Here is a 13,230-nt window from a genome sequence, read left to right on the forward strand (position 1 = left end):
TTTCAATATTCTACTAGAAATTTGCATTTACTCCAAACAAGAAAGTTCTAGCTCTTGGATACACATTGTTATCGATTCCGTTGAATCTTTCAGGATCTAAACCATTATATTTCGTAAGTACAAAAACATTTTGAACTCCAGCTGTAAATCTTAATGAAGCTGTTTTAATTAATGACTTGTCGAAAGTATATCCAAGTGTGATATTATCTAATTTTATAAAAGAAGCATCTTTTATGTAATAGTTAGATAAATAACGTTGTGTACCATTATCTTCATATCTAAAACCTGTGTTTAGGTAATCAGTACTAACATTAGATAAATCTGAATCTCTTCTTAAAGCTGCATCGGAGTATCCTAAGTTAGAACTTACGTTGTCAAAAATATAATTTCCTAAACTTGCTCTCCAGTTCATTGTAAAATCAAACTTTTTGTAGTTTAAAGTAGAGAACAAACCAAAAGTGTAATCTGGAGCTGGTTTATGGAATCTGTAACGATCTGAAGCGTCAATTTTTCCATCACCATTTCTATCTACATAAGCACCTGCAATTGGTTTTTTATTTGAATCATATAATTGCTCATATACCAAGAATGATCTTGGAGCGTAACCTACAGAGTTAACTTGTATTTTATTTCCTGCTCCTCCTGCAATATCATCTCCCGTTAAATATCCTTGAAAACCAGGAACTGTAGTACCTAAATCATCAATTTTTTGGTCAATATAAGTTGTATTAAAAGCAACATTCCAAGTCAAATTATCACTTTTAATAATATCCGATTGAATATTGAACTCAAGACCTTTAGTTCTAACACTACCAATATTATAAATTCCTGAATTTCTAATATTTGCTCCATCTGGAACCACAACATCTGCCAATAAATCACTTGATTTTTTATCAAAATAGTTTACTGTTCCAGTAATTCTGTCATTTAGGAATCCGAAATCTACACCAACGTTCATCTCTGTCAATTCCTCCCATTTAATATTTTCATTATAACCTTCAGGTCTTGCAGTAGAATAAACCTTACCGCCAAAAATGTACTGTGTGTTAATTGTACCCAGTGTTACTCTTTTTAGGTAATCATATGCTGCTGTAGTAACATCTTGTTGTCCAGTTGTTCCATAACCAAATCTTAATTTAAGACTTGACAATGTTTGATTATCTTTTAGGAAAGATTCTTCAGCTACATTCCAAGCTAAAGCAACACCTCCAAAATCTCCCCATCTGTATTTCTCAGAAAAACGAGAACTACCATCTCTTCTGTAATTTACAGTTACTAAATATCTACTATCATATCCTAAATTAACACGTCCAAAATAAGACTGTAAATTAACATCTGGAAGTGTTTCAATATCTGTGTTAGGATTTGGCTGTCTTAATTCTCCCGATTTATACTTTTCTCTTTGAAACAATTGATAGTTATAACCGCCAGTCGCATCAATTTTAATTTTTCCTAAATCCTTAGTATAGTTAAAGTAAGCATTCAAGTTTTTATTTTGAAGCATATCTGTATATTTAGAATAGTTTCCTAAATTCACATAATCAGGACCATTAAATGGTTTTGGCTGATAACCTAAAATACTCTCTGTACTTACTGTAGTATTTCCGTTACTGTCAAATCTATCGATACCAGCTTCAACAACTGCTCTTAAATCTTCAAAGAAATGGAATTTGTAGTCTAATCTAACATTTCCCCATTTTCTTGTTGAAGTAGCTCTTCTATCATCTTGATTTAATCTTGCCACAGGATTTCTTGCTGGTAATAACGGCACATTTCCGGTAGGCTCTAACCATTCAAAATAACCTCCATAACGAGAACCTGCTTCATAAACTGGTTGTGTTGGATCATATCCAATTGCACTTCCAATTACAGCTCCTTCATCTTGAAATTGATTTTTACCAAAAGATAAGTTTCCGTTAACGTCAATTTTTAAATGATTATCAAATAAAACAGGATTTAACGATATCGATGTCGTAGTTCTTTCAAAAGAAGTGTTTCTCAGGATTCCAGGATTATCAACATTTCCAACAGATAAACGTACAGGTAATTTATTAAATAAAGCACCGCTTACAGAGATATTGTTGTTTGTTGTTAAAGCAGTATGGAAAATTTCGTCCTGCCAGTTTGTATTTGCTGTTCCAAGTAAAGATTTTTGAGCAGCAGAACCTTTTTCGTTGACTAACGCACGAAATTGATCAGCATCTAAAACATCAACTTGATTTGCAACTGTATTAATACCAACCTGAGAACTAAAATTAACTTTTACACCACCTTTTGCTCCTTTTTTAGTTGTAATAACGATTACACCACTCGCTGCACGAGATCCATAAATAGCAGCAGCAGATGCATCTTTTAATACTGTAAATGATTCAATATCATTAGGATCAATAGTAGATAAAATACTTGTAGCTCCACTTGGCACATCATTACTTAAAGGAAGTCCGTCTAAAACAATTAAAGGCTCATTTGAAGCACTTAAAGAAGATCCTCCACGAATTCTGATATCAGCTTTCGCTCCAGGAGCTCCGCCCCCCACTACGTTTACACCAGAGATACGACCGCTGATTAAACTTTCCGGAGTTACGTTAATACCTTTGTTAAACTCTTTAGCCGAAATTTGAGATACTGAACCTGTTGCGTCTTTTTTCTTAACAGTTCCATAACCTACTTGTACTACAACTTCTTTAAGTTGATTTGTATCTTCTTCTAAAGAAACGTTTAGAGTTTTTTGTCCGGCATACTCAATCGTTTGCGTTTTGTAACCAATAAAAGAAACTACAATTTTGTTTCCGCTTTTAACATTTGACAGCTGGTAATTACCATCAAATCCTGTTGATGCACCGCTTGGAGCACCTTGTACATTTACATTTACTCCTGGTATTGGCTGACCTGTTGCTTTATCGACAACAGTCCCGCTTAAAGTGTTTTGAGCTAACACTGTAAACGGCAACAATAGGAATAAAAATAACAACTTTTTGTAAATTGTTTTCATACTTTTTGTTTAAATTAATTTGAGTTTGTGATTGTTAGTTAAGTTTTTAATTTTACTTCGAATTTCAAAATTAGGAATTTATTAACACGGTCGACGAGAGGCATTTTTAATTGGTTTACGAAAACGTGGTAGTGTTGAAAACTTTCTATTTTTTGTAATCTTTTAAGTCAAAAATTGCCAATTATAAAAATTTCAGATACCTTTATTATTAATTAGATTTTTTTCAATTCACGCCATGAAACGCAAAATAACCTTAAAACAGATTGCAAAGGAACTCGATGTCTCTATTTCAACTGTCTCAAAATCACTCAGAAACAGCCTTGAAATTGGAGAAGAAACACGATTAAAAGTGCAGGCTTTTGCAAAGTTTTACAACTATAAACCGAACAATATTGCCCTTAGTTTAAAAAATCGAAAAACCAAAAGTATTGGTATTATCATTCCGGAAATTGTACATTATTTTTTCTCTACAGTAATCAACGGAATTGAGCAGGTTGCTAACGAAAATGGATACAGCGTTGTGATCTGTTTATCTGATGATTCTTTTGATAAAGAAGTCTTGAATATGGAAATGTTAGCCAACGGAAGTATCGACGGTTTTATCATGTCTCTTTCTAAAGAAACCCAGTTTAAAGGTGATTTTCACCACATTACAGAAGTTATCAATCAAGGAATGCCGGTTGTAATGTTCGATCGCGTGACCAACGATATTTTATGCGATAAAGTTATTATTGATGATAAAGCTGCTGCTTATGAAGCCGTTCAAAGTTTGATTGATAATGGAAGAAAAAAGATTGCTTTAGTAACTACAGTCGATTACGTTAGTGTTGGAAAATTGAGAACAGATGGTTACGAAAAAGCACTTTTAGACAACGGAATTCCCTTCAATGAAGATTTAATTATTAAAATTGAAGACGTTGACACTTGCGAAATCACGATTAGTCAGCTTTTACATGATCGGGCTTTCGACGCTGTTTTTGCTGTAAATGAACTTTTTGCAGTAACGATTATCAAAACGGCATCTAAAATGGGATTAAAAGTTCCCGAAGATTTAGCCGTGATTGCTTTTACTGACGGAATTATCTCAAAATACTCCACTCCAAGTATCACAACCGTAAGTCAAAGTGGAGAAAAAATGGGAAATAAAGCGGCTAAAATGCTAATTGAAAGACTGGAAGCCGAGCATGATGATGACGAAGAAGAAAACGAAAACTACACAACAGAAGTTATAGAAACACATTTAATAAAAAGAGAATCTACTGACTAAAATTCTTAAAATCAACACTTTCTAAAGCCATAAAAAATATTTATGGCTTTTTTGTTAGCATATATCTAAAAATAATTTATACTTTTACGGCCGTCAAAGCTTTTACTTTTACTTCGAAAAAACAGTAAGTTTTGATAAGCAAAGCGCTTATCGTATAATTTTTCACAAATTACGATAATGGAAAAGCGTAAATTAAGTTTCTGGGAAATTTGGAACATGAGTTTCGGTTTCTTAGGAATACAGTTTGGTTTTGCACTGCAAAACGCAAATACTTCAAGAATTTTTGAAACCCTTGGTGCTAAAATAGATGAAATCCCAATTTTGTGGATTGCTGCGCCTGTTTCTGGTTTAATTATTCAGCCCGTTATTGGTTATTTCAGTGACAGAACCTGGACTCGTTTAGGCCGACGTCGCCCTTATTTTTTAATTGGAGCTATTTTGTCTTCAATCGCATTATTCGTTATGCCAAACTCTCCTACTTTGTGGATTGCGGCAGGAACTCTATGGATCATGGATGCTTCGATAAACGTTTCAATGGAACCTTTCCGTGCTTTTGTTGGCGATAATTTACCAGACCATCAGCGTGCATTAGGTTTTGTAATGCAGAGTTTCTTTATTGGTACAGGTGCTGTTGTTGGTTCTGTTTTGCCCTATCTTTTCACAAATGTTTTTGATGTAAGCAACGTTGCTCCTAAGGGAATTATTCCGGATGCCGTAAAATGGTCTTTCTACATTGGCGGAATTGTTTTCCTGCTTTCTGTTCTATGGACTGTTTTTAAAACAACCGAATATACGCCCGAAGAACTTCATGCATTTGAAGCCAACAGTAAAAAAGATTTAGATAAAGATGCTCTAAATTCAGAAGCAGAAACAGGTGTTACAATTAAAAAACAATTGTTTTTAGGATTAATATTTGCCGCTATTGGAGGATTAGTTTCATTTTTAATTTTCGAAAACAGCCTTGCAAAAGAGCTATATATTTTGTTCATCGGATTGATTTTTATGGGCGTTTTATTTGTAATTGCATCTCAATTACGAACTAAAAAAGTTCAGAATGGATTTACCATAATCATGACCGATTTATTGAATATGCCAAGAACAATGCAAAAATTAGCCTGGGTTCAATTTTTTTCTTGGTTTGCGCTTTTCTCCATGTGGATTTACACCACACAAGCCGTTACACAGCATATATTTGGTACAACAGACACCACTTCTAAAGTATACAATGATGCTGCTGACTGGGTTTCTGTTTTATTTACGGTTTATAACGGAGTCGCTGCGGCCGTAGCTTTTTTATTACCGGTTATTGCAAAAAAAGTAGGCGTTAGAGCAACACATTTATTGGCCTTATGCGCTGGAGGTGTTGGTTTAATTTCGATTTATTTTATTGGTGATAAACAAATGCTGATCCTGCCAATGTTAGGAGTTGGTATTGCATGGGCAAGTATTTTATCCATGCCTTATGCTATGCTTTCTGGAGCTTTGCCAGCTGCAAAAATGGGTTATTACATGGGAGTTTTCAACTTTTTTGTCGTAATACCACAAATTGTAGCCGCTACAATCTTAGGATTTGTAATTAAACAATTCTTTCACAACGAACCTATTTACGCCTTAATAATTGGAGGTGTATCGATGATATTTGCCGGATTACTTACACTTAGAGTAAATAGCAGAACTAAAATTGAAATTCATGAATAATAAAAAAGCATTCATCTTCGATCTTGACGGAGTGATCGTTGATACCGCTAAATACCACTTTTTAGCCTGGCAGAAAATTGCACAATCTCTAAATATAAATTTTACGCATGAAGACAACGAACTTTTAAAAGGCGTGAGCCGAGTTCGTTCGTTGGATATTATACTTGGATTAGGAAATGTTCAGGCTTCTCAGGAAGACAAAGACAAATGGTTAATTCAAAAAAATGAAGATTACTTATCTTATTTAGTTGACATGGACGAAAACGAGATTCTTCCTGGTGTTTTTAAAACGCTGCAACTATTAAAAGATAAAAACCAAGGAATTGCATTGGGCTCTGCCAGTAAAAATGCAAGACCAATTTTAGAAAAAACAGGGATCATCTCTTACTTCGATGTTATTGTGGACGGAAACGACGTTACCAATGCAAAACCAGATCCGGAAGTTTTCTTAAAAGCGGCTCAATTATTAAACATTGATCCAAAAAATTCAATTGTATTTGAAGATTCTGTTGCCGGAATTCAGGCAGCAAATATTGCAGAAATGGTAAGTGTGGGAATTGGTGAGGAAACAATTTTGCATGAGGCTGATTTCATTTTTAAAGATTTCACTGTAATGGATGAAAACTTTATCGAATCATTAATCACAAAATAATCAATCATAAATCAATCAATCACGAAAAACACTTTAAAAACAAATGAACCAAGATTATATAAAACCAGACAATTGGTCAATTATAGAAGAAGGATTTGGTGCCGAGAGAGTAAAATCGTCTGAAAGTCTTTTTAGTATCGGGAACGGTGCTATGGGACAACGCGCCAATTTTGAAGAAACATATTCAGCAGAAACTTTTCAGGGAAGTTACATCGCTGGGATTTATTATCCGGACAAAACAAAAGTAGGCTGGTGGAAAAACGGATATCCGAAATATTTTGCCAAAGTTTTAAATGCTCCAAACTGGATAGGAATTGACATTGAAATCAACGAAGAAAATCTTGATTTAAATAATTGTACCGAAGTTAGAAACTTCCGCAGAGAATTGAACATGAAAGAAGGTTGGTACAATCGTTCTTTTGAAGCAGTTCTAAAAAACGGAACCGAAATCGCCGTTAACGTTCGTCGTTTTCTTTCCTTAGATCTAGACGAAGCCGGAATCATTAAATACGATATTACACCTTTAAACAAAGATGCAAAAATCGTTTACAAACCTTACGTTGACGCTGGCGTAACCAATGAAGATGCCAACTGGGAAGAAAAATTCTGGGAACCGCTTGAAGTTAAAAAAGGCACAAACGAAGCTTTTGTAACCGCTCAAACGTTTAAGACGCATTTTAAAGTTACGACTTTCATGCACAATACGATTTTGGCAAATGGAGAAGATATTCATGTTTCACCATCTACAATCGATTCAACAACAGATAAAGTTCAGTATACTTACGGAACTATTATTGCAAAAGGACAAACCTCATCAATTCAAAAAATTGGTGGGTATACCGTTTCTTTAAACCACGAAAACACTTTGGCCGCAGCTGAAAAAGTAATAAAATCGGCAGTAAATTCAGGATATGATGCTTTACTTCAAAATCAAGTTGAAGCTTGGGCAAAAATCTGGGAAATGTCAGATATTACAATTGAAGGCGATGTAAAAGCACAGCAGGGAATTCGTTTCAACATCTTTCAATTAAACCAAACGTATTCAGGAAAAGACAGCCGATTAAACATTGGCCCAAAAGGTTTCACCGGAGAAAAATACGGCGGGTCAACTTATTGGGATACTGAGGCGTATTGTATTCCGTTTTACATGGCGACAAAAGATCAGCAAGTTGCGAGAAATTTATTGACTTATCGTTACAATCAATTAGACAAAGCGATTGAAAATGCCAAAGATAATTTAGGTTTCAAAAACGGAGCAGCGTTATACCCAATGGTTACCATGAACGGTGAAGAATGTCACAACGAATGGGAAATCACACACGAAGAAATCCACAGAAATGGTGCGATTGCTTTTGCGATTTACAACTATTACCGTTACACGGGCGATTACTCTTATATACCAGAAAAAGGTTTAGAAGTTTTGATTGGTATTGCACGTTTCTGGCACCAAAGAGCTTCTTTCTCAAAAGAGAAAAATCAGTATGTAATTCTTGGAGTTACAGGACCAAACGAATACGAAAACAACATCAACAATAATTTCTACACTAATTATATTGCAAAATGGTGTATTGATTTTGCTGCAGATCAAATCAATAAAGTAGCTTTAGAATATCCGGCAGATCACAAACGTGTTTTAGAAAAAGTAAACCTTACTTCGAATGAAATTCACGAATGGAAAAAAGTAGCTAACGATATGTATTTCCCAACCTCTCAAGAGTTAGGAATCTATTTGCAGCAAGACGGTTTCTTAGACAAAGATTTAGTTCCGGTAAAAGATTTAGATCGTTCACAACGTCCGATAAACCAAAAATGGTCTTGGGATCGCGTTTTACGTTCGCCTTATATCAAACAAGCCGATGTTTTGCAATGTTTCTATTTCTTCGAAGATCATTTTTCAAGAGAAGAATTACAACGTAATTTCGAATTTTATGAATCATTTACCGTTCATGAAAGTTCCCTTTCGCCTTGCGTACACTCGATTCAGGCTGCTGTTTTAGACAAAATGGATATGGCTTATACTTTCTATTTAAGAACTTCTCGTCTGGATTTGGACGATTATAATAAAGAAGTGGAAGAAGGCTGTCACATCACGTCAATGGCCGGAACATGGATGAGTATTGTAGAAGGTTTTGGCGGAATGCGAGTGAAAAATGATCAATTGCATTTTTCTCCAAAAATTCCAAAAGAATGGAAAGGTTACTCTTTTAAAATTAATTTTAGAAACCAAATTTTAAAAGTAGCTGTAAATCATAACGAAACAACATTTACTGTAGACGGCGATCAAGATTTAACAATTGTAGTTAACGGAAATCCTGTGATTGCAAGTAAATTTGTACAAATAAATTAAATTACAATACACTTAAAAACTAAAAAACATGAAAAACTTATTTTTCGCAAGTTTAATTTTGTTTGCGTTTAGCACCGTTGCAAAAGCGCAGCAATTAAAATCACCCGAAGGCAAGTTCGTAATGGAATTTTCTCTTCAAAACGACGGAACTCCAACGTACAATTTAAAATACAAAAACAAAGAAGTTGTAAAAACCAGTAAATTAGGTCTAGAACTTAAAGATGACAAAAAATCTTTACTAAATGACTTTACAGTTGTTGATACCAAAACTTCAACTTTTGATGAGACCTGGAAACCGGTTTGGGGAGAAGTAGATAACATCAGAAATCATTATAATGAATTGGCTGTAACTTTAAACCAAAAAGGAACAGACAGACAAATCGTAATTCGTTTCCGTTTATTTGATGACGGTTTAGGATTTAGATATGAATTTCCGGCACAAAAGAATCTTACTTATTTCGTAATTAAAGAAGAAAGATCACAATTTGCCATGACTGGAGATCATACTGCTTTCTGGATTCCGGGAGATTATGATACTCAGGAATATGATTATACAAAATCGAAATTATCTGAAATTAGAGGTTTATCTGAAAAAGCATATACAGCAAACGTTTCTCAAAAATCTTTTTCACCAACAGGAGTTCAGACTTCTTTGATGTTAAAAACAAACGACGGAATCTATATCAACTTACACGAAGCGGCTTTGATCAACTATTCTTGTATGCACTTGAATTTAGATGATAAAAACTTAGTTTTCGAATCTTGGTTAACGCCAGATGCAAAAGGAGATAAAGGTTATATGCAGGCACCAAGTCATTCTCCTTGGAGAACGATTATGGTAAGCGATAATGCGACAGAAATCTTAGCTTCAAAAATGACTTTAAACTTAAACGACCCATCAAAAATTGATGATACTTCTTGGATTAAACCAGTAAAATACGTTGGTGTTTGGTGGGAAATGATTACAGGAAAAAGCTCTTGGTCATATACAAACGATTTTCCAACAGTACAATTGGGAGTTTCTGATTTCTCAAAAGCAAAACCAAGCGGAACGCACGGTGCAAACAATGCTAACGTAAAAAAATACATTGATTTTGCTGCTGCAAATGGTTTCGATGCTGTTTTAGTTGAAGGTTGGAACGAAGGCTGGGAAGACTGGTTTGGACATTCAAAAGATTATGTTTTTGATTTCGTAACGCCTTATCCTGATTTTGATGTAAAAGGTTTGCACGAATACGCAAAATCTAAAGGAATCAAAATTATCATGCACCATGAAACTTCAGGTTCAGTTCGTAACTACGAGCGTCATATGGACAAAGCATATCAATTCATGAAAGACAACGGATATGATGCTGTAAAAAGCGGATATGTTGGAGATATTTTACCTCGCGGTGAAAATCACTACGATCAATGGATTGTAAACCATTATCAATATGCAATTGAAAAAGCTGCAGATTATAAAATTATGGTGAACGCTCACGAAGCAGTTCGTCCAACAGGAATTTGCAGAACATATCCTAACTTAATTGGAAACGAAGCAGCAAGAGGAACAGAATACCAAGCTTTTGGAGGTTCTAAACCAAATCACGTAACGGTTTTACCATTTACACGTTTAATTGGAGGCCCAATGGATTACACTCCGGGAATCTTCGAAATGGATATCAGCAAAATGAATCCTGATAATAAATCGCATGTAAATAGTACATTGGCGAACCAATTAGCTTTATACGTAACTATGTACAGTCCGTTACAAATGGCGGCAGATACACCGGAAAACTACAACCGTTTTCCAGATGCATTCCAGTTCATTAAAGATGTGGCTGTAGATTGGTCAGAAAGTAAATATATTGAAGCTGAGCCGGGAGATTTTATTACTGTTGCACGTAAAGCAAAAGGAACAAACAACTGGTTTATTGGAAACGTAAACGGAGAAACTCCGCGTACATCAAACATCGATTTCAGCTTCCTTGAAAAAGGGAAAAAATACACAGCAACGATTTATGCTGATGCAAAAGATGCGCATTACAAAACTAATCCGCAGGCTTATACAATTAAGAAAATTGCTGTAACAAGCAAATCAAAATTATCGCAGTTATCTGCTCCAGGCGGAGGATATGCAATAAGCGTTATTGAAACCAAATAACACCCTGAAAAGACAAGTAATCCTCCCCAAGATTGCTTGTCTTTTTTTTAATCTTTTATAGTCGTCCTGCAAGGTTTTTAAAACCTTGTAGGTCTTCTAAAAGCTTTACTTTACTCAATTCATACCTACAAGGTTTTGGAAACCTTGCAGGAAATCGAACTAAAAAGAAAAACTATGAATAACCTAAAAAATAACCATTCGATTTATAAAATAATTCTATTTGTTCTACTATTTTCTGCTTCGGCGAAAGCGCAAATCCAGAAAGTAGAACCGCCATTTTGGTACGCCGGAATGAAAAATCCGGAACTCCAGATTATGTTCTACGGAAAAAACATTGCACAATATGAAGCTTCGGTTTCAAATAATGTTGTGATTAAAAATGTAGAAAAAACAGAAAATCCAAATTACCTTTTCGTTACAATTGATACTCAAAACCTAAAAGCTTCTGAATTGGTTTTCTCTTTCAAAACCAAAAATAAAGTTGCTTTTACTCAGAAATATTCACTTAAAGAAAGAAGATCAAATTCGGCAGACCGAAAAAGTTACGATGCATCGGATTTGATTTATTTAATCATGCCAGATCGTTTTGCAAATGGAAATCCGAAAAACGATAGTAATGCTTCTTTAACTGAAAAAGGAAATCGTCAAGATCCAAGCGGACGCCACGGCGGAGATATCGAAGGGATTATCAAAAACTTAGATTATATTTCGTCTCTTGGCGCGACAACAATTTGGAGCACACCTTTATGCGAAGACAACGACAAACAGCATTCGTATCATACTTACGGACAATCTGATGTTTACAAAATAGATCCCCGTTACGGAACAAATGATGACTACGCTCGTTTATCAGCAGAAATGCACAAAAAGAACCTAAAACTGGTTATGGATTATGTTACCAATCACTGGGGAATTACGCACTGGATGATGAAAGATATTCCGACCAAAACATGGTTCAATCAATTCGAAACTTTCACACAAACACATCACCGTCGTGAAGTAATTACAGATATTCACGCTTCAAAAATAGATCAGGAAGTTTGTGTTGACGGTTGGTTTGTTCCTTCAATGCCGGATTTAAATTTAAGAAATCCTCTAGTCGCAAAATACTTAACTCAAAATGCCATTTGGTGGATTGAATTTGCGAATCTTGACGGATTTAGAGTAGACACTTATAATTATTCTGACCAAACTGCAATGGCAAATTGGGCAAAATCAATTACAAATGAATATCCGAATTTTAATATCGTGGGTGAAATCTGGATGCACAATCAGGCAAATTTAGCGTATTGGCAAAAAGACAGTAAAATTGGTGCTATAGAAAATTACAATTCTAACCTTCCAAGTGTAATGGATTTTACACTTCAAAGTCAGATAACTTCTGCTTTAAATGAAAATGAACCAAGCTGGGACAATGGATTGATCAAATTCTACAACAATTTTGCAATGGATTATTTATATCCAAATACAAATAACATTCTAGTTTTTGCCGAAAATCATGATACAGACCGTATGAACGATAAGTTCAAATATGATTTACCAAAATACAAACTGGCGATGACCTTATTGGCTACAATTCGCGGAATTCCACAAGTGTATTACGGTTCAGAAATCGGAATGGGCGGTGATAAAGGTAAAGGCGGCGATGCCGATATTCGTCAGGATTTCCCAGGCGGATGGGCTGGCGACAAAAACAATGCTTTTACAAAAGAAGGAAGAACAGCAGAACAAGCAGCTTACTTTGATTTTACTTCAAAATTATTCACTTGGAGAAAATCAAATGAAGCGGTTCACTTCGGAAAAATGACTCATTACATTCCAGAAAACAATACGTATGTATACTTTAGATATACAGATGCTAAAACGGTAATGGTAGTTTTCAATAACAATGCAAAAGAGCAAGTTGTAAAAACAAATCGTTTTAAAGAAAACATCAAAAACTTTAAATCAGGAAAAGATGTTATTTCAGGAAAAACATTCGATTTAGCTACTGAAATTACATTGGAGCCAAAATCAGCTTTGGTTTTAGAATTGGAATAATATTACACACAAAGCATATAACGTAGAGGCGCACAGCAGTGCGTCTACGCAAAGGATTTTAGCCACAGATTAATACGATTAACACAGATTT

General features: G+C 34.8%; 7 protein-coding genes. 6 read left to right on the forward strand and 1 reads right to left on the reverse strand.

All coding sequences use genetic code 11. From position 1 onward, the window contains the following. Nucleotides 1–13 precede the first annotated feature (13 nt). Complete coding sequence (locus tag ACODSB_RS01175) at nucleotides 14–2,992, reverse strand: SusC/RagA family TonB-linked outer membrane protein (RefSeq protein ID WP_488935698.1); 2,979 nt, start codon at nucleotides 2,990–2,992, stop codon at nucleotides 14–16. Nucleotides 2,993–3,227: 235 nt separating this feature from the next. Between ACODSB_RS01175 and ACODSB_RS01180 the strand changes: the two genes are divergently transcribed. The 6 genes from ACODSB_RS01180 (at nucleotide 3,228) to ACODSB_RS01205 (ending at nucleotide 13,139) form a co-directional block, all read left to right on the forward strand. Further along, the gene (locus tag ACODSB_RS01180; RefSeq protein WP_053469995.1) at nucleotides 3,228–4,259 is read left to right on the forward strand and encodes a LacI family DNA-binding transcriptional regulator; all 1,032 of its coding nucleotides are present in this window, start codon (nucleotides 3,228–3,230) and stop codon (nucleotides 4,257–4,259) included. 177 nt (nucleotides 4,260–4,436) lie between these two features. Next, on the forward strand, nucleotides 4,437–5,957 hold the full coding sequence (locus ACODSB_RS01185; protein WP_488935699.1) for an MFS transporter: 1,521 nt from the start codon (nucleotides 4,437–4,439) through the stop codon (nucleotides 5,955–5,957). Continuing rightward, nucleotides 5,950–6,609 carry a beta-phosphoglucomutase gene (gene pgmB / locus ACODSB_RS01190; protein ID WP_053469993.1) on the forward strand — a complete coding sequence of 220 codons (660 nt, stop codon included), beginning with the start codon at nucleotides 5,950–5,952 and terminating at the stop codon, nucleotides 6,607–6,609. Before ACODSB_RS01185 ends, pgmB begins: the two co-directional genes overlap by 8 nt. Before the next feature lie 43 nt (nucleotides 6,610–6,652). Then, entirely contained in the window at nucleotides 6,653–8,956 is a 2,304-nt protein-coding gene (locus ACODSB_RS01195) for a glycoside hydrolase family 65 protein (RefSeq protein ID WP_488935700.1), read from the forward strand. Between the two features lie 28 nt (nucleotides 8,957–8,984). Beyond that, nucleotides 8,985–11,099, forward strand: coding sequence for a glycoside hydrolase family 97 protein (locus tag ACODSB_RS01200; protein WP_488935701.1), 2,115 nt, complete (start codon nucleotides 8,985–8,987; stop codon nucleotides 11,097–11,099). A gap of 174 nt (nucleotides 11,100–11,273) precedes the next feature. Next, nucleotides 11,274–13,139, forward strand: coding sequence for a glycoside hydrolase family 13 protein (locus ACODSB_RS01205; RefSeq protein ID WP_488935702.1), 1,866 nt, complete (start codon nucleotides 11,274–11,276; stop codon nucleotides 13,137–13,139). Nucleotides 13,140–13,230 lie beyond the last annotated feature (91 nt).

The organism is Flavobacterium sp. FG68, from assembly GCF_057808895.1.

Excerpts from the sequence above, each read along its gene's own strand:
- ACODSB_RS01175 (WP_488935698.1), bottom strand. The coding sequence starts at position 2,992 with ATGAAAACAATTTACAAAAAGTTGTTATTTTTATTCCTATTGTTGCCG.
- ACODSB_RS01195 (WP_488935700.1), top strand. The coding sequence starts at position 6,653 with ATGAACCAAGATTATATAAAACCAGACAATTGGTCAATTATAGAAGAA.
- pgmB (WP_053469993.1), top strand. The coding sequence starts at position 5,950 with ATGAATAATAAAAAAGCATTCATCTTCGATCTTGACGGAGTGATCGTT.
- ACODSB_RS01205 (WP_488935702.1), top strand. The coding sequence starts at position 11,274 with ATGAATAACCTAAAAAATAACCATTCGATTTATAAAATAATTCTATTT.
- ACODSB_RS01180 (WP_053469995.1), top strand. The coding sequence starts at position 3,228 with ATGAAACGCAAAATAACCTTAAAACAGATTGCAAAGGAACTCGATGTC.
- ACODSB_RS01200 (WP_488935701.1), top strand. The coding sequence starts at position 8,985 with ATGAAAAACTTATTTTTCGCAAGTTTAATTTTGTTTGCGTTTAGCACC.
- ACODSB_RS01185 (WP_488935699.1), top strand. The coding sequence starts at position 4,437 with ATGGAAAAGCGTAAATTAAGTTTCTGGGAAATTTGGAACATGAGTTTC.